Annotated in this window: 16 protein-coding genes; 12 read left to right on the forward strand and 4 right to left on the reverse strand. The window is 69.7% G+C overall.

Going from position 1 to position 19918, the window contains the following annotated elements; genetic code table 11:
* Positions 1-25: 25 nt before the first annotated feature.
* Genes EEJ31_RS09560 through EEJ31_RS09570 form a run of 3 tightly spaced genes read left to right on the forward strand, consistent with a single transcriptional unit; the run spans position 26 to position 5266 of the window.
* On the forward strand, positions 26-3430 hold the full coding sequence (locus tag EEJ31_RS09560) for a pyruvate carboxylase (protein WP_123046078.1): 3405 nt from the start codon (positions 26-28) through the stop codon (positions 3428-3430).
* Positions 3431-3432: 2 nt separating this feature from the next.
* Positions 3433-4746: a MinD/ParA family ATP-binding protein gene (locus EEJ31_RS09565; protein ID WP_123046079.1), complete on the forward strand. Its 1314-nt coding sequence runs from the start codon at positions 3433-3435 to the stop codon at positions 4744-4746.
* 28 nt (positions 4747-4774) lie between these two features.
* The gene (locus tag EEJ31_RS09570; RefSeq protein ID WP_123046080.1) at positions 4775-5266 is read left to right on the forward strand and encodes a peptide deformylase; all 492 of its coding nucleotides are present in this window, start codon (positions 4775-4777) and stop codon (positions 5264-5266) included.
* A gap of 36 nt (positions 5267-5302) precedes the next feature.
* Here EEJ31_RS09570 and EEJ31_RS09575 read toward each other — a convergent pair whose 3' ends face one another.
* A complete protein-coding gene (locus tag EEJ31_RS09575) occupies positions 5303-7135 on the reverse strand; it encodes an AMP-dependent synthetase/ligase (RefSeq protein WP_123046081.1) in 1833 nt (610 codons plus the stop codon).
* Between the two features lie 165 nt (positions 7136-7300).
* On the opposite strand from EEJ31_RS09575, the gene EEJ31_RS09580 reads away from it, so the two are divergent.
* The 3 genes from EEJ31_RS09580 (at position 7301) to EEJ31_RS09590 (ending at position 10504) form a co-directional block, all read left to right on the forward strand.
* Positions 7301-8266 (forward strand): ROK family glucokinase, encoded by a 966-nt coding sequence (locus EEJ31_RS09580; RefSeq protein ID WP_123046082.1) that lies wholly within the window; start codon positions 7301-7303, stop codon positions 8264-8266.
* A 19-nt stretch (positions 8267-8285) separates the two neighbouring features.
* On the forward strand, positions 8286-8975 hold the full coding sequence (locus tag EEJ31_RS09585) for a lysophospholipid acyltransferase family protein (RefSeq protein ID WP_123046083.1): 690 nt from the start codon (positions 8286-8288) through the stop codon (positions 8973-8975).
* Between the two features lie 158 nt (positions 8976-9133).
* On the forward strand, positions 9134-10504 hold the full coding sequence (locus EEJ31_RS09590; RefSeq protein WP_407643231.1) for a class II 3-deoxy-7-phosphoheptulonate synthase: 1371 nt from the start codon (positions 9134-9136) through the stop codon (positions 10502-10504).
* A gap of 62 nt (positions 10505-10566) precedes the next feature.
* Here the strand turns inward: EEJ31_RS09590 and pknB are convergent, their stop codons facing one another.
* Both pknB and EEJ31_RS09600 read right to left on the reverse strand, forming a co-directional pair.
* On the reverse strand, positions 10567-12510 hold the full coding sequence (gene pknB, locus EEJ31_RS09595) for a Stk1 family PASTA domain-containing Ser/Thr kinase (RefSeq protein ID WP_123046084.1): 1944 nt from the start codon (positions 12508-12510) through the stop codon (positions 10567-10569).
* Between the two features lie 86 nt (positions 12511-12596).
* Positions 12597-13646 (reverse strand): LysM peptidoglycan-binding domain-containing protein, encoded by a 1050-nt coding sequence (locus EEJ31_RS09600; protein WP_233563833.1) that lies wholly within the window; start codon positions 13644-13646, stop codon positions 12597-12599.
* A 135-nt stretch (positions 13647-13781) separates the two neighbouring features.
* Between EEJ31_RS09600 and EEJ31_RS09605 the strand changes: the two genes are divergently transcribed.
* Entirely contained in the window at positions 13782-14123 is a 342-nt protein-coding gene (locus EEJ31_RS09605) for an Rv2175c family DNA-binding protein (RefSeq protein WP_123046086.1), read from the forward strand.
* 7 nt (positions 14124-14130) lie between these two features.
* Here the strand turns inward: EEJ31_RS09605 and EEJ31_RS09610 are convergent, their stop codons facing one another.
* The gene (locus EEJ31_RS09610; protein ID WP_123046087.1) at positions 14131-15219 is read right to left on the reverse strand and encodes a polyprenyl synthetase family protein; all 1089 of its coding nucleotides are present in this window, start codon (positions 15217-15219) and stop codon (positions 14131-14133) included.
* A 73-nt stretch (positions 15220-15292) separates the two neighbouring features.
* On the opposite strand from EEJ31_RS09610, the gene EEJ31_RS09615 reads away from it, so the two are divergent.
* The 5 genes from EEJ31_RS09615 to EEJ31_RS09635 all read left to right on the forward strand — a co-directional run bounded on the left by EEJ31_RS09615 (position 15293) and on the right by EEJ31_RS09635 (position 19915).
* Complete coding sequence (locus EEJ31_RS09615) at positions 15293-15658, forward strand: DUF3040 domain-containing protein (protein ID WP_123046088.1); 366 nt, start codon at positions 15293-15295, stop codon at positions 15656-15658.
* Between the two features lie 325 nt (positions 15659-15983).
* On the forward strand, positions 15984-16415 hold the full coding sequence (gene mraZ, locus EEJ31_RS09620; RefSeq protein ID WP_123046089.1) for a division/cell wall cluster transcriptional repressor MraZ: 432 nt from the start codon (positions 15984-15986) through the stop codon (positions 16413-16415).
* 99 nt (positions 16416-16514) lie between these two features.
* Positions 16515-17468, forward strand: a complete 954-nt coding sequence (gene rsmH / locus EEJ31_RS09625) for a 16S rRNA (cytosine(1402)-N(4))-methyltransferase RsmH (protein WP_123046090.1) — start codon at positions 16515-16517, stop codon at positions 17466-17468.
* Positions 17465-18067, forward strand: coding sequence for a hypothetical protein (locus tag EEJ31_RS09630; RefSeq protein ID WP_123046091.1), 603 nt, complete (start codon positions 17465-17467; stop codon positions 18065-18067). The genes rsmH and EEJ31_RS09630 overlap by 4 nt, the downstream gene beginning before the upstream one ends.
* A 30-nt stretch (positions 18068-18097) precedes the next feature.
* Positions 18098-19915 carry a peptidoglycan D,D-transpeptidase FtsI family protein gene (locus EEJ31_RS09635; protein ID WP_233563834.1) on the forward strand — a complete coding sequence of 606 codons (1818 nt, stop codon included), beginning with the start codon at positions 18098-18100 and terminating at the stop codon, positions 19913-19915.
* Positions 19916-19918 lie beyond the last annotated feature (3 nt).

Below are 19918 nucleotides of genomic sequence, written 5' to 3' on the forward strand. Positions count from 1 at the left end.
GCCGCTCCACGCTCGAAAGGTTCCTATGTTTTCGAAAATCCTCGTTGCCAACCGTGGCGAAATCGCGATCCGCGCCTTCCGGGCCGCTTACGAACTGGGCGCGAAGACCGTCGCCGTGTTCCCCTACGAGGACAGGAACTCCCTGCACCGCCAGAAAGCGGATGAGGCGTACCAGATCGGCGAGCCGGGTCACCCGGTGCGCGCCTACCTCGACGTCTCGGAGATCATCCGGGTCGCGAAGGAGAGCGGCGCCGACGCCATCTACCCCGGCTACGGGTTCCTCTCGGAGAACCCGGAGCTGGCCGAGGCGGCCGCGAAGGCCGGCATCACCTTCATCGGCCCGGGCAAGGGCGTGCTGGAGATGGCCGGCAACAAGGTCACGGCCAAGGAGCACGCGATCGCCGCCGGGGTGCCGGTGCTGAAGTCCACGCCCCCGTCGAAGGACATCGACCTGCTCCTCAGTCAGGCGGATGCGATCGGCTTCCCGATCTTCGCGAAAGCCGTCGCCGGCGGCGGCGGCCGCGGCATGCGCCGCGTCAACTCGAAGGACGAACTGCGCGGATCGCTCGAAGAGGCGATGCGCGAAGCGCAGAGCGCCTTCGGCGACTCGACGATGTTCCTCGAGCAGGCGGTCCTGCGACCCCGGCACATCGAGGTGCAGGTGCTCGCGGATGCGACCGGCGAGACGGTGCACCTCTTCGAGCGTGACTGCTCCGTACAGCGCCGCCACCAGAAGGTCATCGAGATCGCGCCGGCCCCGAACCTCTCCGACGAGATCCGCCAGCGCCTGTACCGCGACGCCGTCGCCTTCGCACGGTCTATCGGCTACGTGAACGCCGGCACGGTCGAGTTCCTGCTCGACACCGCCGGTGAGCGCGCCGGGCAGCACGTGTTCATCGAGATGAACCCGCGCATCCAGGTCGAGCACACGGTCACCGAAGAGGTGACCGACGTGGACCTGGTCCAGTCCCAGATCCGCATCGCAGCGGGGGAGACCCTGGCCGACCTGGGCCTTGGCCAGGACGACATCAAGCTGCGCGGCGCGGCCCTGCAGTGCCGCATCACGACGGAGGACCCCACCGCCGGGTTCCGGCCCGACACCGGGCGCATCACCACCTACCGCTCGCCCGGCGGCGCCGGCATCCGCCTCGACGGTGGAACAATCAACCCGGGCGCGCAGATCAGCCCGCACTTCGACTCCATGCTGGCCAAGCTCACCTGCCGCGGCCGTGACTTCGCCGCCGCCGTGCGCCGGTCGCGCCGTGCGCTGGCGGAGTTCCGCATCCGCGGCGTCTCCACCAACATCGCCTTCCTCCAGGCGGTGCTCGAGGACCCGGACTTCGAAAGCGGCAACCTCAGCACCTCGTTCATCGACGAGCGGCCGCAGCTGCTCTGGGGGCACGAATCCCGGGACCGCGGCACCAAGGTGCTGAACTGGCTCGCCGACGTCACCGTCAACCAGCCCAACGGCGCCGCCGTGACGACCGTGCAACCGAGCGCGAAGCTGCCCGCCGTCGACCTCAGCCAACCGGCGCCCGCGGGCTCACGGCAGCGCCTGCTGGAGCTCGGTCCGAAGGGGTTCGCCGACGCCCTGCGGGCGCAGACGGCGCTTGCCGTCACCGACACGACCTTCCGCGACGCCCACCAGTCGCTGCTCGCGACCCGGGTGCGCACCCGCGACCTCGTGAACGTCGCCCCCTACGTCGCCCGGCTCACCCCGCAGCTGCTCTCGGTCGAGGCCTGGGGCGGCGCCACCTACGACGTCGCGCTCCGCTTCCTCGGGGAGGACCCGTGGGAGCGCCTGGCCGCGCTGCGCGCCGCCCTGCCCAACGTCAACATCCAGATGTTGCTGCGCGGTCGCAACACCGTCGGCTACACGCCGTATCCCACCGAGGTGACCGACGCCTTCGTGCGCGAGGCGGCGGCGACCGGCGTCGACATCTTCCGCATCTTCGACGCCCTGAACGACGTGTCGCAGATGCGGCCGGCCATCGACGCGGTGCTCGCGACGGGGACCGCCGTGGCCGAGGTGGCCGTCTGCTACACCGGCGACCTGCTCGACCCCGCCGAGGACCTCTACACGCTCGACTACTACCTCGGCCTCGCCGAGCAGATCGTCGACGCCGGCGCGCACATCCTGGCGATCAAGGACATGGCGGGCCTCTTGCGGCCCGCCGCAGCCGAGAAGCTCGTGGCCGCGTTCCGCGACCGATTCGACCTCCCCGTGCACGTGCACACGCACGACACCGCCGGCGGCCAGCTCGCCACCCTGCTGGCGGCCAGCCGCGCCGGCGCCGACGCGGTCGACGTGGCCAGCGCCGCGATGTCGGGCACGACGAGCCAGCCGTCGGAGTCAGCGCTCGTGGCGGCGCTCGCGCACACCGAGCGCGACACCGGGATCCCGCTGCAGAACGTGCTCGACCTCGAGCCCTACTGGGAGGCCGTCCGCACGGTCTACAAGCCCTTCGAGTCGAGCCTCCCCGGCCCCACCGGCCGGGTGTACAAGCACGAGATCCCCGGCGGCCAGCTCTCCAACCTCCGCACCCAGGCGGTGGCCCTCGGCCTCGCCGACCACTTCGAACTCATCGAAGACATGTACGCGGAGGCGAACCGCATCCTGGGCCGGGTCCCCAAGGTGACGCCGTCGTCGAAGGTCGTCGGCGACCTCGCGCTGTACCTCGCCGCGGTGGAGGCGGATCCGAAGGACTTCGAGGAGAACCCGGGCAAGTACGACGTCCCCGACTCCGTCGTGGGCTTCATGGCCGGTGAGCTGGGCGACCTGCCCGGCGGATGGCCCGAGCCCTTCCGCAGCAAGGTCCTCGAAGGCCGCACGGTGCGCACCGGCGTGACGGAGATCACCGCCGAGGAACGCGCCGCCCTCGACGGCGACAGCGCTGGTCGGCGCCGCATGCTCAACCATTTGCTGTTCCCCGCGCCCACCCGCCAGTTCGAGCAGTCGCGCGAGCTGTTCGGAGACCTGTCGGTGCTCGACACCATCGACTACCTCTACGGGTTGCGGCAGGGTGACGAGCACGTCGTCGAGATCGCGAAGGGTGTGCGGCTGTACGTGGGCCTGGAGGCCATCGGCGAGGCCGACGACAAGGGCATGCGCACGGTCATGACGATCCTCAACGGGCAGCTGCGCCCGGTGTTCGTGCGTGACCGCAGCATCGCCGTCGAGACCAAGGCGGCCGAGAAAGCGGATGCGAACCAGCCCGGTCAGGTCGCCGCGCCGTTCTCCGGGGTGGTCACCCTGCAGGTGCAGGAGGGCGACGCCGTCACGGCCGGCCAGAGCGTCGCATCCATTGAAGCCATGAAGATGGAGGCGGCCATCACCTCGCCTGTCAACGGAACCATCGAGCGCCTCGCCATCCCGAAGACCCAGCAGGTCGACGCGGGCGACCTGCTCGTGGTCGTCCGGCCGCGCTAGGCATGCCAAGGCCCGAACACGAGGAGATCACACCGGTGACCGAGAAGCCCACGGGCGAGAAGAACCCGCAGCCGGGTGTGCTGTCGGAGGACGACGAGTACAACGGCGAGCTTCCGCCGCAGGCCGACCTGCCCGCCGCCCTCCCGGAGAGCCTCACCGGGGCGATCGTCATGCCCACGCACCCGGTGGCGGCCCGCCGTGCCGGCTCGGCTGTGGCATCCGTCGTGCAGAGCGACACGGCACCGGCGCTCACGAGCTCCGTCGAGATCGACACCACGGCGATCGCGCCGTCGGTCGCCCTGACGGAGGCGGCGTCGGCCGCGGAGAGTGCGGCCAGGCGGGGACGGGCGCGCCCGATGCGCCTCGGCGACCCGGAGACATCCGCCATGCTCACGGCGGACCGCCTGCTCGAGGTGAACCGCAAGACCCGGCGGCCGCCGCGCGGCGGCTGGAACCGGTTCGTCTACAGCAGCACCTTCCACCTCGTGAACCGCGGCGACTCGGCGAAGGTGCGGGCGAAGCTCGAACTCGATGAACGCATCCAGAAGCACTTCGAGGGCGGCACGCGCTTCGTGCCGGTGCTCACCCGCAAGGGCGGGGTCGGCAAGACCACGGTCACCACGCTCCTTGGCATGGCCCTCGCCGACGCGCGCAACGACCGGGTCATGGCCGTGGACGCCAACCCCGACCGCGGCACCCTGGCCGAGCGCATCGGCGCCCGCAGCGACGCGACCGTGCGCGACGTCGTCTCCAAGGCGCCATCCATCGGCGGCTTCACCGACTTCTCCGCGTTCGTGTCGCGTGACGCGACCCGCCTCGACGTGCTCGCCTCCGACAGCGACCCGATGCTCTCCGAGGCCTTCGACGAGAACGACTACAACGTCGTCGCCGACCTCGCGTCGCGCTACTACTCGCTCGTGCTCACCGACTGTGGCACGGGCATCGTGCACTCCGTCATGCGGGCGACCCTGCAGCGCGCCGACTCGATCGTGATCGTCTCCGGCGGCAGCGTCGACGAGGCTCGGCTCGCCTCCGAGACGCTCACCTGGCTCGACGCCAACGGATACGGTGAGCTGGTTTCGAACGCGGTGGTTGCCCTCAACACGGCGACGCAGGGCACGAACCTGGTCAAGCTCGAGGAGATCGAGGCGCACTTCCACTCCCGCGTGCGGCAGATTGTGCGCATCCCATACGACCCGCTGCTGGCCGCCGGCAGCGTGGTGACCTGGTCGGAACTGAAGCCGCTGACCCGTTTCGCCGCGCGCACCCTCGCCGCCCTCGTGGCCGAGGGACTGCCCGCAACCCGCAGCCTCTGACCCGCTCCCGCACAGAACAGGAACACCCGTGCCCGAACGCCCGATCCGCCTCTTCGGCGACCCGGTCCTGAAGACCGTCTCCGACCCGATCGCGACCATCGACGACCGGGTCCGCCACCTCGTCGACGATCTCCTCGACAGTGTGCGGCTCCCGGGGCGCGCGGGCGTGGCGGCGGCACAGATCGGCGTCAACCTGCGCGCGTTCAGCTACAACGTCGACGGCGACGTCGGCTACATCCTGAACCCCGTCCTCGTCGAATTGTCGGGGGAGCCTGAGCTGGTTGACGAGGGCTGCCTGTCGGTGCCCGGTCTCTGGTATCCGACCCGGCGGTATCCGTTCGCCCGGGCGACCGGAATCGACCTCGACGGCGCGGCCATCGAGGTCTCGGGCACGGGCGTGATGGCGCAGGCGCTGCAGCACGAGACCGACCACCTCGACGGGCTGCTCTACCTGGACCGGCTCGACAAGGAGAACCGCCGATCCGCGATGAAAGAGGTGCGCGAGTCGGACTGGTTCTGACCCGCACGCCGGTGGGCAGCGGATGCCGCACGCGGCTTATTCGCGGATCGAGATGCCCTCGGTCACCGGCGACCCCTGGTACATGCTCTCGATCTCGGGGGCGAAGTCGCGCAGGATGATGTTGCGCTTGATGCTGAGCTTGGGCGTCAGGTGGCCGCTGGCTTCGGTGAGCTCGGTGGCCAGGATGACGAACTTGCGGATCGACTCCGCCCGGGAGACGCGCTGGTTCGCGGCGTCGACGGCGCGCTGCACCTCGGCGCGCACGGCCGGGTTCTCGGCGGCCTCGGCCAGCGACATGCCGGCGTCCTCGCGGTTGTTGTTGAGCCACACGGGCAGCATCTCGGGATCCAGTGTGACGAGGGCGGCGATGAAGGGCTTCTGGTCGCCGACCACGACGACCTGCCCGATGAGCGGGTTGGAGCGGATCGGGTCCTCGAGGGCCGCAGGCGCGACGTTCTTGCCCGCGGCGGTGACGATGATCTCCTTCTTCCGACCGGTGATGGTAAGGAAGCCGTCGTCGTCGAACGCGCCGATGTCACCGGTCTTGAACCAGCCGTCATCGAACGCGGCCGCCGTCGCATCCGGGTTGTTCCAATACTCCTTGAAGACGTCGACGCCCTTGATCTCGACCTCGCCGTCGTCCATGACGCGCACCGAGACGCCGGGCAGGGGCGGTCCGACGGTGCCGATCTTCGACTCGCCCGGCCGGTTCACCGTGGCGGGGGCGGTGGATTCGGTGAGGCCGTACCCCTCGAGGATCTCGATGCCGAGGCTGTGGAAGAAGTGACCGAGGTGGGCGCCGAGCGGAGCGGAGCCGGACACGGCGTACCGCACATTGCCGCCGAGGGCGTCGCGGAGCTTGCGGTAGACGAGCTTGTCGAACAGGGCGAACTTCAGCCGGTTCGACAGCGGCAGGGCCTCACCGGCGGCGCGGGCGCGGGAGTGTTCGACGGCGACAGCGGCCGCGGCCCGGAAGATGCGGCCCTTGCCGGCCGCCTCCGCCTTCTGTTCCGACGAGTTGTACACCTTCTCGAAGACGCGCGGCACGGCCAGCAGGAACGTCGGCTTGAACGAGCCGAGGGAGGGCAACAGCTGCTTCGTGTCGGGCTGGTGACCCACCCGCACACCGGCGTGCACGCACAACACGGCGATGAAGCGGGCGAAGACGTGGGCGAGGGTGATGAACAGGAGGGTCGAGGCGCCGCGCTCGTCCTGGAGCACCAAACGCAGCCCGATGGCGGAGTTGGCCGCCGTCTCGACGAAGTTCGCGTGGGTGAGCACGCAGCCCTTGGGCTTGCCCGTCGACCCTGAGGTGTAGATGAGGGTCGCGATGTCGTCGCCGCCCGCGAGCCGGCGTCGCCGTTCGATCTCGGCGTCGGACACGTCGCGGCCCTGCGCCACGAGCTTGTCGAGGTCGCCCAGGTCGATCTGCCACACGTTCCGCACGGCGGGGAGTTCCGGGTGCACCTCGTCGAAGCGCGAGAAGTGCTCCGGCGTCTCCACGATCATGCCCGTGGCGCCGGAGTCGCTGAGGCTCCAGTGGATCTGGCTGGGGGAGTTGGTCTCGTAGACCGGCACCAGGATCGCGCCCGCGAACCACACCGCGAAGTCGATGAGCGTCCACTCGTACCGGGTCTTGCAGACCAGGCCGATTTTCTCCCCGGGTTCGATGCCGGCGGCGACGAGGCCCTTGGCCAGGGCCACCACCTGGTCGTAGAACTCCCGGGTGGTCACCGGGTCCCAGCCTCCCGCACGCGGCACCGAGAACAGCACGAGGTCGGGGGACTCGGCGAGACGGTCTACCAGCAGGTCGGTGACGTTGGCGTCCGGGCGGGGCGCGACCACGGCGGGTGCGTCGATCTGTTTCACGGCGACTCCTTCGGTACCGAGGGGTGTGCTGGCTCGAGGTGTCGCACCGCAAGCGGGCTGTCCCGGACGGCAAACTCGTTTACTACACTCTAGAGGGTGCAGGCAGCCGGTTCCGGTGTTGTCCGCCGTGTCCGTGTTCCCTCCACCGTGACGAAAGGCGCCGCTGTGCATGCCATAGGAATCGACATCGGCGGCACCAAGATCGCCGGTGCCCTCGTCGACGACGACGGCACCATCATCCGTGCCGACCGGCAGCCGAGCCCGGCCACCGACCCCGGGCAGATCGAGGACGTCGTCGTGGCCATGGTCACGGCCCTCGCCGAGGGCGAGGACGTGACCGGGGTGGGCGTTGCGGCAGCAGGGTTCATCGACGCCGCCGGCTCCACCGTCTACTACGCGCCCAACATCAACTGGCGCAACGAACCGTTCAAGGACAAGCTCGAGGCGCGCCTGCCGTTTCCCGTGGTCATCGAGAACGACGCCAACGCGGCCGGCTGGGCGGAGTTCCGTTTCGGCGCCGGCCGCGACGCCACCGACATGGTGATGCTCACCATCGGCACGGGCGTCGGCGGCGCCGTCGTCGCCGACGGCACGCTGCTCCGGGGCGGTTTCGGCTCCGGGGGCGAGCTGGGGCACCTGCGCCTGGTTCCCGGCGGCCTGCCCTGCGGATGCGGCGCCCACGGCTGCCTGGAACAGTACGGCTCCGGCCGCGCCCTGCTCCGCATCGCCGGTGAACTGGCGGATGCCGGCGGCATCGGCCTGCCCCTCGCCGCCGCGCGCGACGCGTCGGGCACGCTCACCGGCGCCGAGGTCGGCCGGCTCATCATGGAAGGCGACCAGGGCGCCGTGTCCGCGCTCCGCCAGCTGGGAGCCGCGCTCGGGCAGGCGGCCGCCAGCCTCGGCGCGGTGCTCGACCCGCAGCTGTTCGTCATCGGCGGGGGAGTGGCCGACGCCGGCGACCTGCTGCTCGATCCGATTCGGCAGGCCTACCTCGAGCACCTTCCCGCGCGGGGGTACCACCCGGAGGCGCGCTTCGCCATCGCCGAGCTCGTCAACGACGCCGGCGTCGTGGGCGCCGCCGACCTCGCCCGGGTGCACGCTGCGAAGCGCCTGTCCCCGGCATCCCACTGACGACCGGCAAGGAGCAACGATGTTCTACTGGCTGATGAAGAACATTGTCGTCGGGCCGTTGCTGCTGGGGGTTTTCCGGCCGTGGGTGATCGGGCTCGAGAACATCCCGAAAACGGGCGGCGTCATTCTCGCGAGCAACCACCTGTCGTTCATCGACTCGATCTTCCTGCCGCTCGTGGTGCGCCGCCGCGTCGCGTTCCTCGCCAAGAGCGAGTACTTCACCGGCACCGGCCTGAAGGGATGGGCGACCCGCCAGTTCTTCAAGGCCACCGGGCAGCTGCCGATCGACCGCTCCGGCGGACGCGCCTCGGAGGACTCGCTCAACACGGGCCTCCGCGTGCTCGGCGGAGGCGGCATCCTCGGCATCTATCCGGAGGGGACGAGGAGCCCGGACGCCCGCATGTACCGGGGCCGCACCGGAGTCGCGCGCATGGTGCTCGAGGCCGGCGTCCCCATCGTCCCGGTCGCGATGATCGACACCGAGAAGGCCATGCCCACCGGCACCCGGGTGCCGAAGGTGCGCCGCATCGGCATCATCATCGGCGAGCCGCTCGACTTCAGCCGGTTCGACGGGATGGAGGGCGACCGGTTCGTGCTGCGCGCGATCACCGATGAACTCATGTACGAGCTGCAGCGGCTGAGCCACCAGGACTACGTCGACGTGTACGCGTCGAGCGTCAAGGAGAAGCGCGCGAACCTTTCGCGATAAGCTGCCACAGTCGTGTTCCAAGCGATCACCGATAAGCGAACACCGACACGAGAACACCGACACCTGCCGAGCATCGGCGCTCGCCCGGCGGCACCCGGCCGCCCGGCTCCCGCGCGGCCTTCGCGCGCCCCGGATAGTGACAAACAGGAAGAAGCCCAGTGGTAGACCCCACCGAACCAGTCGTGGCCGCAGACGAGTCTGTGATTGCCGGCCTGGACTATTGGCGCACCCTTCCTATCAAGCAGCAGCCCGACTGGACCGACACGGATGCCGTGGCCGCCGCATCCGCTGAACTGTCGGCCCTGCCGCCGCTCGTCTTCGCCGGCGAGGTCGACATCCTGCGCAACCGGCTCGCCCAGGCGGCCCGCGGTGAGGCGTTCCTCCTGCAGGGCGGCGACTGCGCCGAGACCTTCGCGGGGGCCACGGCCGACCAGATCCGCGCCCGCGTGAAGACCGTGCTGCAGATGGCCGTCGTGCTCACCTACGGCGCGTCCATGCCCGTGGTCAAGATGGGGCGGATGGCGGGGCAGTTCGCCAAGCCCAGGTCCAGCGATTTCGAGACCCGCGGCGACGTCACGCTCCCCGCGTACCGCGGCGACATCGTGAACGGCTACGACTTCACCCCCGACTCCCGGCAGGCCGATCCGTCGCGCCTGGTGAAGGGGTACCACACGGCGGCGTCGACCCTGAACCTCATCCGCGCCTTCACGCAGGGCGGGTTCGCCGACCTGCGGCAGGTGCACAGCTGGAACCAGGGCTTCGCGGCAAACCCGGCGAACCAGCGCTACGAGAAGCTCGCCAAGGAGATCGACCGCGCGATCAAGTTCATGATCGCCTGCGGCGCCGACTTCGACGCCATGAAGCGCACCGAGTTCTACACCAGCCATGAGGGCCTCCTCATGGACTACGAGCGGCCGATGACCCGCATCGACTCGCGCACCGGCACGCCGTACAACACGTCGGCGCACTTCATCTGGATCGGGGAGCGCACCCGGGACCTCGACGGGGCCCACGTCGACTTCCTGTCGCGCGTGCGCAACCCGATCGGTGTGAAGCTCGGCCCGACCACGAGCACCGACGACATGCTTCGGCTGGTCGACGCGCTCGACCCGCACCGCGAGCCGGGCCGGCTCACGTTCATCACCCGCATGGGCGCCGGCAAGATCCGCGACGCCCTGCCCCCGCTCCTGGAAGCGATCAAGGGCAGCGACGCGCAGCCGCTGTGGGTCACCGACCCCATGCACGGCAACGGGCTGACCACTCCGACCGGATACAAGACGCGCCGGTTCGATGACGTGGTCGACGAGGTCAAGGGCTTCTTCGAAGCGCACCGGGCGGCGGGAACGCACCCCGGCGGCATCCATGTCGAGCTCACCGGCGACGACGTGACCGAGTGCCTGGGCGGCTCGGAGCACATCGACGAGGCCACCCTCGCGACCCGGTACGAGTCGCTGTGCGACCCGCGCCTGAACCACATGCAGTCACTGGAGCTCGCGTTCCTCGTGGCCGGGGAGCTCGCCGCCCGCTAGGCCCGCCTGCGCCGCATCGACCGTGCGCGGCCGTGCTGGCTGCGGGAAACTCGGGCGGCGGGTCAGAACGACGGAGTCAGCGACACCGTGCTGCCCGGCGGCGCGAGCGTGCCGGCGGCGGGGTCCTGCGACTGCACCTTGAGCAGCGGCGCGACCGCGTCGGCGCCGGGGTTGTAGGTGAGCGTGAACCCGAGGTCCGTCAGCTTCTTCTTGCCGTCGTTCCAGGGCAGGCCAACGACGTTCGGCACCTCCACGGGCTCCGGACCCTTCGAGACCGTGAGCACGAAGGTGTCGCCCTCGTGCACCGCGCCGTCCTCGAGGTGGTGGGCGGAGATGACGCTGCCCGCCGGGATCTCGGCGTCGTACTGTTCGTCGCCCGACTGCGCCTTCAGCTTCACATCGTCGAGGATCGAAATCGCGTCGTCGACGGTCTCACCGGTCACGTCGGGCACGGCGCCGAGCGACACCAGCAAGTTGATCTTGAGGTCGATGAAGTAGCTGCCGCCGCCGGAGATCTCGCTGTCGTCGCTGGCGCGGTACGCGGCGAGCACGACGTTCTTGTCGGCGTCGTCGCTGAACTGGGTCTGCATGCTCCCGACCTGCGCGTGGGAGGCGACGATGGCCTTCTTCGCCGCGTCGACGCTCAACCCCGCGAGCTTCGGCAGCGTGATCGGCTGCGGTCCCTGCGAGATGTTCAGGGTGACGGCGCTGCCCTTGGGCACGTGAGCGCCCGGCCCCGGCTCCGTGTCGACCACGTGCCCCTTTTCGACCGTGCTGCTGAACGCCTTGCCCGCTTTCGCGGTGAGACCCTGCTCGGTGAGCCGGGCACTGGCCTGGTCGAGGGTGAGCGAGGCCAGTTTCGGCACCAGCACCTCCGAGCCGGGGCCGCTGCCGAAATACCAGCCGGCCCCGCCGATCGCGGCCGTCACAAGCAGGATGAGGGCGATCAGCCAGTACCCCGAGCGCCGGCGCCGGCGCGAGCGGGCGGCCAGGAGCACGCTGCTCTCCGGGAGATCGGGCTGCTCCGCCGTATCGGAGGGCACCAGGGCGGCCGGTGCCAGTCCGAACACCTGGGTGGCGGCGTCGGCGTCGACGGATGCCGTGGGCTGGCCGAGTCCCGACGGCAACACCATGGTGTGCGCCAGGCCGTTCGCACCCGTGCCGCGCGCGCCGGATTCGACCTCGCGCAGCCGCTGCAGCATCACGCCGGCGTCGCGCGGGCGGTCTTCGGGATCGCGTGCCGTCGCCCACCGCACGAGCTCGTCGAGCTCGTGCGGCGTCGACGGAACCCGGCTGCTCGGCGGCGGCACGGTGTCGTTGGCGTGCTGGTAGGCGATCTGCATCGGCGCATCGCCCACGTAGGGGTGGTCGCCGGTGAGCATCTCGAACAACATGATGCCGAGGGCGTAGATGTCGCTGCGCGCATCCGCGATGCCCCTGGTGATCAACTCGGGGGAGAGGTAGGCGATGGTGCCGAGGAGCGCCTGCCCGGTCGCCGTGTTGTTGCTCGCCGCGCGGGCGAGACCGAAGTCGCCGAGCTTGATGCGGCCGTCGTCGGCCAGCAGCACGTTCTCGGGCTTGAGGTCGCGGTGCACGATGCCGGCCCGGTGCGCCGCGGCGAGGCCGCTCAGTATGGCCTCGAGGATGTCGACGGCCTGCTCCGGCGTGAGCTTGCCGTAGTCCTTCAGCAGGTCACGCAGGGTGATGCCCGGCAGGTACTCCATCACGAGGTACGCCATGTCGGCGTCCTGGCCCTGGTCGAAGACGTTGACGACGTTGGGGTGCGCGAGCCGGGCGGCCGACCGGGCCTCCTGCACGAAACGGCTCTTGAACGCCTGGTCGTCGGCGAGGTGACCGTGCATGACCTTGATCGCGACCCGGCGTTCCAACCGGAGGTCGGTGGCCAGGTACACGGTGGCCATGCCGCCGCGCGCGATGCGGGAGCGCACCTGATAACGGCCGTCGATCAGACGGCCGATCATCGCATCGGTGGAGCTCTCAGTCACCCGTAGAGTCTAAGGATCGCGGCGGCCCACAGCGGACCCAACACTCTGATTGCCCGGTTTCGTGACCAAGTCGGGATGCATGCGGCCTAACCCAGTTCCTCCAGCCAGCGTCTCGCCGAGGCCTCCCACTTGGCGTAGTGGTTCGGGAAGGCCGAGATCTGCACCGCCTGGGCGGCGTCGTTGACGCTCATCGATTCCCAGCCGTCGATGTCGAAGAGGCCCCTGGTGGTTTTCGTGCCCGGGCGGCCGGCGCCCTGGAAGAAGGCGCGGGTGGCATACGTCGCGTCCATGACCTGGTCGGGTGATCCCCACCCGGTCGAGGGTCGCTGCTGGAACAGTCCGAGCGAGTCGCGGTCGCCGTGGTCAAGGTTCAGCAGCCCCGACTCCTGGGCGGCCGTGGCCAGCGCCACCACGAGCGCCGCGTCGTCGGCCCCGACCTCCCGGCCGACCGCGATGATGGTGCGGGCGTTCTCGCGCATCTCGTCGGTCAGGGCCTCGGCGGGAACCGACGAGGGCAGCGGCGCCGCGGATTCGGCCGCGGCCGTCACGCCGTCCGGCACGATGATCGACTGGCCCGGGAAGATCGTGCTCGACTCGTCCAGTCCGTTGGCGGCCAGCACGGCGGCGGTCGAGACGCCGTAGGCGTCGGCGATGCCGCTCACGGTATCGCCGGAGGCGACCGTGTGCGTGACGCCCGCACCGGCCGCCGCCGGCGCCGCGACGGGTTCGGGGGCCGCGTCGGCGAGCACCAGCGTCTGGCCGGGGAAGATCAGCGTCGACCAGCCCAGGCCGTTCATCGCGAGAACGGATGCCGTCGGCAGGCCGAAGCGGGCCGCCACGTCGGCGACGGTGTCGCCCTCGACAACGGTGTACGTGTGTGGGGCGGGTGCGCTCTGCGCCGCGCGCTTCGTGAGCGCGCCCCGGCCGGACTGGTCCTTGGCCTTCGCCGGCTTCTTCGTCGCGGCCTGTGCCTCCGCGGGAGCGGCCGGGTGCAGCACCATGGCGACCGCGCTCACGAGCGCCAGCGGCAGGGCGAGCGCCATCCGTCGGCGGCGGGAGGTGCCACGCGCCGGGCGAGGGGAGCCCGCTTCCGTGTCGGCGGCGGGGCTGGTGGCGGACGATTCGGAGGGTGACATGAGCAGTCCCTGTGAGTTCGTGGACGGACTCGGGTTCGGGCACAGCCTAACCCGAACCCTCCCGACCGGCCCGGAGGCGCATCGATTCGCCCCGGGTGTTTTGCTGAACCCCTCCGGCATGGCACTCTTAATGCCGTGACCGACGCGTTTGATGAGCATCAGTGGCTGACCATTCCCGACCTCGTTGAGCGCCTCGGCATCTCCCAGGGCCGGGTGCGACGCCTCATCGAAGACAAGCACCTCCTCGCGGTACGCCGAAACGGCGTGCTCGCGGTGCCCGAGATCTTCCTCGACGGCGCCGAGCCGCTCGGCGAACTGCGTGGCACGGTCTTCGTGCTCGGCGACGACGGCTTCACCGATGACGAGGCGATGCGCTGGCTGCTCGAGGTCGACGACGTGCTCGGGGTCGCCCCGATCGACGCCCTGCGCGCCGGGCGCAAGACCGAGGTGCGTCGCGTCGCCCAGGCCCTGGCCTAAGCGGCCCTCAGGCTGTGCGGCGGGTCACCGTCACGGCGAGGTCGCGTAGCTCCGTGCGCGCATCCGCCAGCAGCGGGGCATCCGTGATCGCCGACAGCGCCTCGGCGACGTAATCGGAGATCATCCCCTCGACCTGGTCGACCGCGCCGCTTCGGCGGATGAGCTGCTGCAACGCGGCGATCTGCGCGTCGCTGAGTCCGGGGTCGCCGAGGCCTGCGTCGAGCTGCGTCCGTTCGGCCTGGTCCAGTCCCTGCCGGGCGAGTGCGACGAGGACCGTTCGCTTTCCCTCGCGGATGTCGTCGCCGCTCGGCTTGCCGGTCACCTCGCTGTCGCCGAAGACACCGAGAACGTCGTCGCGGAGCTGGTAGGCGATGCCGAGCGGCAGCCCGAACCGGCGGAGCGCCTCGAGCTGCTCGCTGTCGGCGCCGGAGAGGGCCGCACCGATCACGAGCGGCGCCTGCACGCTGTACTTCGCCGATTTGAACGTGATGACGCGGAGCGCCCGCCCGAACAGCTCCGATTCCGGCTGCACCAGCCAGGCACGCTCTTCCAGGATGTCGAGGTACTGGCCCGCGGTCACCTCGGTGCGCATCGCGTTGAACAGCGTCCGCGTGCGCCGTGCCGACGCCCGGTCGGCGAGCCGGTCCAGTCCTTCGTCGAGGAGCTCGTCACTCCAGCCGAGCAGCAGGTCGCCGAGCAGGATACCGGCGGCGCGCCCGTATTCGGGGCCGTTCCCGGCCCATCCGCTCGCCTCGTGGATGCCCTCGAAGAGCCGGTGCGCGGATGCGCCGCCTCGGCGGGTGTCTGAGTTGTCGATGATGTCGTCGTGGACGAGGGCGGCGGCATGGAACACCTCGAGCGCCGTGGCACAGGAGACGGTGGCGGCCAGCGCGTCGCCCTCCTGCTCGGCGATGCTGCGCGCTCCCCAGTAGCAGAACTGCGCGCGGAACCGTTTGCCACCGCTGAGAAACTGCCGAGAGAACTCTGACAGGGGGACAAGGTCGGAGCCGATCGCGGCGAGAATTGGTTCGCGTGCGGTGAGGAACTCGTCGATGCGGGAACGAACCAGGTCCACCAGGGGAGTGCTTTCAGCCACGCGCCTAGCCTAGCTATGGCAGCAGGACTAGAATCAGATGTGATCTGCTCGATCCCGTAATGGAGGGAATGAGATGCCACTTTCGGAGCAGGAGCAGCGACTCCTCGATGAGATGGAGCGCAGTCTCTATCACAATGACGCCGATTTCGTGGCGACGGTGGGCGCCACGCGCTTGCGACCCAACTACCGCTCGATCGCCGTGGGCGTTCTGGTCGCAGTCGTCGGCATCGCCGCCTTGATCGCCGGCGTCGCACTGCAACAGCTGTGGCTCGGCATCCTCGGTTTCGTGGTGATGTTCGGGGGCGTGCTCATTGCGTTGAGTCCCGCCAAGACGATCCGCACCGTGTCGAAGTCGCGTGCCGGTCGCTCCGGAACGAAGCAGGGTTTCATGGACCGGTTGAACGACCGCTGGGACCGTCGCCAGGACGAGCAGCACTAGACCCTCCACCTTCCTCCACCAGAAAAGGGTTGATCTTCGGATCGGCCCTTTTTTCATGCCCGCGCATGCCCGCCCGTGACAGCGGATGGCCGGCGAGGCGGGGCGTGGGGCCCGTGAGGTGCGGAGAATGCGCCTTCTCGGGCGCCGGAACGGCTCCCGCGGGGCACTCCGCGACCCCTCCGATTCCCTCCACCAGCGACTGCCGCGTCTTTTCAAGGCAATTGCCCAGTATTTTCTCGCGAAAACGGCTCTTTTCGGGCTCCGGTGGTGCATAGTGGAGTAAAGTGGAGCAGAATTCAGCCGCGTGGAGCGAAAGGGGGCGTGCATGTTCCTCGGGACCTATGCCCCCAAGCTCGACGAGAAGGGGCGCATCATCCTTCCGGCGAAGTTCCGCGACGAACTCTCCACGGGCGTCGTGATGACACGCGGCCAGGAACGCTGCATCTACGTGTTCGGCAATCGGGAGTTCGAAGAGATGCACGAGAAGATCCGGCAGGCGCCGATCACGAGCAAGCAGGGCCGGGACTACCTTCGCGTGCTGCTCTCCGGTGCCTCGTCGGAGACCCCCGACAAGCAGAACCGGGTCACCATCCCCGCCAACCTCCGCGAATACGCCGGCCTCGACCGCGAGCTCACGGTCATCGGCGCGGGCAGCCGCGTGGAGATCTGGGACAGCGAAGCCTGGGAGGCCTACCTGGCCGAGCAGGAGACCGCATTCGCCAACACCGCCGAGGAGGTGATCCCGGGACTCTTCTAGTCCCTGTCGCCTGACTCCCAGCCGTTCAGAGCCCTGGCGCACTTCCCCGGTGCCAGGTCGAATGGATGGGGATCAGGAAACAGGGCCAGGCCCGTCACCATGAACCACAATGACATCCACACCCCGGTGCTCCTCGAGCGTTGCCTCGAGCTGCTCGCCCCCGCGGTCGAGAAGCCCGGCGCCGTCCTCGTCGACGCCACCCTCGGCATGGCCGGCCACGCCGAGGCGTTCCTCGAGCGCTTCCCCGACCTCACCCTCGTTGGCCTCGACCGCGACCTCGAGGCACTCGCCATCGCCCGCGAACGGCTGAAGCCCTTCGCCGGCCGCGTGCACTTCGTGCACACCGTCTACAACGGCATCGACGACGCGCTCGCCCAGCTCGGCATCGACGAGGTCCAGGGTGTGCTCTTCGACCTCGGCGTCTCGTCGCTCCAGCTCGACCGGGTCGAGCGCGGCTTCTCGTACTCGAAGGACGCGCCACTCGACATGCGCATGGACGACACGTCCGAGCTCACCGCCGAGCAGATCCTCGCCGACTACAGCGAACACGACCTCCGGCGCATCTTCCGCGACTACGGCGAGGAGAAGCTGGCCGCCCGCTACGCCCGCGCTATCGTCGCCGCCCGTGAAACGGAGCGGCTGGTGCGCTCCGGACGCCTCGTCGAGATCATCACCGCCGCCACCCCCGTCGCCGTGCAGCGCGCCGGCCACCCCGCCAAACGGGTGTTCCAGGCGCTGCGCATCGAGGTGAACCAGGAACTGGCCGTGCTGGAGGAAGCGATCCCCGCCGCACTCGACGCTGTCGCGGTCGGCGGCCGGATCGTCGTGATGGCCTACCAGTCGCTCGAAGACCGCATCGTCAAGCGGATGCTCGCCGCCGCGTCGGGCTCCTCGGCTCCCGCCGGGCTTCCGGTGGAGCTGCCCGAGCACCGCCCGCTGTTCAGGCTGCTGGTGCGGGGCGCGGAACTGGCCAGTGACGAAGAGAAATCGCGCAACCCGCGCGCCACCCCCGTGCGGCTCCGTGCGGCAGAACGACTCAGGAGGGCAGAATGAGCGACAATCTCGCACGCGTGATGAGGCCGAGCTGGCTGGGGGACGCCGCACCCGCCGAGCCCGAGCGCCGCCACATCGAAATCGTCACCTCCCGACAGCAGCGCCGCGCGCGCCCGAAGGTCATGTACGCCGTCACCGCGGTCGCGGGCATCGGTGCCATCGTGGTCGCCCAGCTGCTGCTGAGCGTGGGCATCTCGCAGGGCGCGTACACCCTCTCGACCCTCGCGTCCCAGAAGGTCGAGCTCGGGCGCACCGCCGCCAGCATCAACGAGGACCTGGTTCGCCTGTCCTCCCCGCAGAGCCTCGCCGCCAACGCCGCCGCGCTCGGCATGGTCACCAACGCGAACCCGGTGTACCTGCGGCTCTCCGACGGCGCGGTCCTCGGCGCCCCCGCCGCCGCCGAGGAAGACGGCTCCACGGCCCTCGTGCCGAACTCGCTGCTGGCCGGCGCCCCGCTCGTCACCGCCGCCCAGCGCGCAGCGGATGCCGCGAGCACCGGCGTGGCCGCGGCCGGGACCGCGAAGACTTCGGTAGCTTCTCCCGTAGCACCAGCAGCGGCCGGCGCGGAGGACGGACTGCCGTCGCCCACCACACGATAGTCAGGCGGTAGCCGCCAGGTAAGGATCCACGTGTCGCACCACCCCACAGGCAGCACGGCGACCTCCGGGCACGCCGGCCCGCGCGGCCGGTCGGGCAGGCGCCGCATCGCCGTCACCATCAGCACGCTCGTGCTCATCATCGCGCTGTTCGTGGTCAAGCTCGTCGACATCCAGGTCGTGCGCGCCGACACCCTCAACGCCCAGTCGCTCGGCAACCGCTCGGTCGAAGACACCCTCTACGGCTCCCGCGGCGATATCCTCGCCGCCGACGGCAGCATGCTGGCGGGCGCCGTCATGCGCTACGACGTGACCCTCTCGCCCAAGAACGCGGCTCCGTGGAAGCGCACCGTGAACGGCACGGAGACCACCGTCACCGTGCCAGAGGCCGCGGCCGAGATCGGCGCGATCGTCGGGCAGAGCCAGGCGCAGGTGCTCGCCATCATCTCCGATGCCCTCGCCGACAACCCGGAGTCCGACTTCGCGTTCGTCGCGAAGCAGGTCGACGTCGACGCCTTCCGGGCCCTCGACAAGCTCGCCGTGCCCTGGCTGTACTTCAAGGCGCACCCGAGCCGCGTGTACCCGAACGGGGCCGTCGCCGGCAACCTCGTCGGATTCGTGTCCTCCTCGGGCAAGGCGCAGGCGGGCCTCGAACTCGGGCAGGACGCCTGCCTCGCCGGTGAGAACGGTACGGCGGTGTACGAGCGCGGCGGCGACGGCGTTCCCATCCCGGGCAGCAGCGTCACGACGAAGCCGGCCGAGGACGGCGGGGACGTTCTCACGACCATCGACTCGGACCTGCAGTGGTACGTGCAGGAGACGCTGGCCACCCAGGCGCAGGCGACCGGGGCCGCGTGGGGAACGGTCGTCGTGCAGGAGGCGAAGACCGGCAAGCTGCTGGCCGTCGCCGACTATCCGACCGTCGACCCGAACAACGTGGGAGCGGCCGACGCGGAGGACCGCGGATCGCGCGCGTTCACGGCCTCGTTCGAACCCGGCTCGACCTTCAAGGCCCTGACCGCGGCATCCGTCATCGACGCCGGCGCGGCCACCCCCCGCAGCCAGGTCGTCGCCCCGTATCGCTACCTTCCGCCCAACGGCGCGAACATCAACGACAGCGAGGAGCATGAGAACGAGAACCTCACCCTCACCGGCGTGCTCATCGAATCCTCCAACACCGGCATGTCCAAGTTCGGCGAGAAGCTCACCGACAAGCAGCGCTTCGACTACATGACCCGGTTCGGCGTCGGTTCGAAGTCCGAGGTCGGCTTCCCGTCGGAGGACCCGGGGATCCTGCACCCTTACAAGGAATGGGACCCGCAGACCAAGTACGCCACCACGTTCGGCCAGGGCCTCACCACCACGGCCATCCAGATCGCGAGCATCTACCAGACCATCGCCAACGACGGCGTGCGGATGCCGGTGCAGCTGGTCGAGGGCTGCCGGGCCCCGGACGGCACGCTCACCGAGGTGCCGTCGACGAAGGGCACCCGGGTGATCTCCGCCGAGGCGGCCCACCAGACCAGCGACATCCTGGAGAACGTCTACGCCCACGCCTGGCTCCGCGACGTCTGGAAGATCCCCGGCTACCGGGTGGCCTCGAAGACCGGTACCGCACAGATGCCCGACGGCCACGGCGGCTACTCGCACGGCTACCTGGTCTCGGTGTCGGGCTACGCCCCGGCCGACGACCCGGAATTCGTCGTGTCGGTGAGTCTCGCAGATCCTGTTAAAATGAATTCGTCTGCGGCCTCGGCTCCGATCTTCCAGAAGGTCATGAGCCAGGTGTTGAAGAAGTACCGGGCAGTTCCCTCGGGGACAGCAGCGCCTGTCCTCCCTGCCACCTGGTAAGGC

The sequence above is a fragment of the Cryobacterium tepidiphilum genome (genome assembly GCF_003716325.1).
Lineage (GTDB): Bacteria > Actinomycetota > Actinomycetes > Actinomycetales > Microbacteriaceae > Cryobacterium > Cryobacterium tepidiphilum.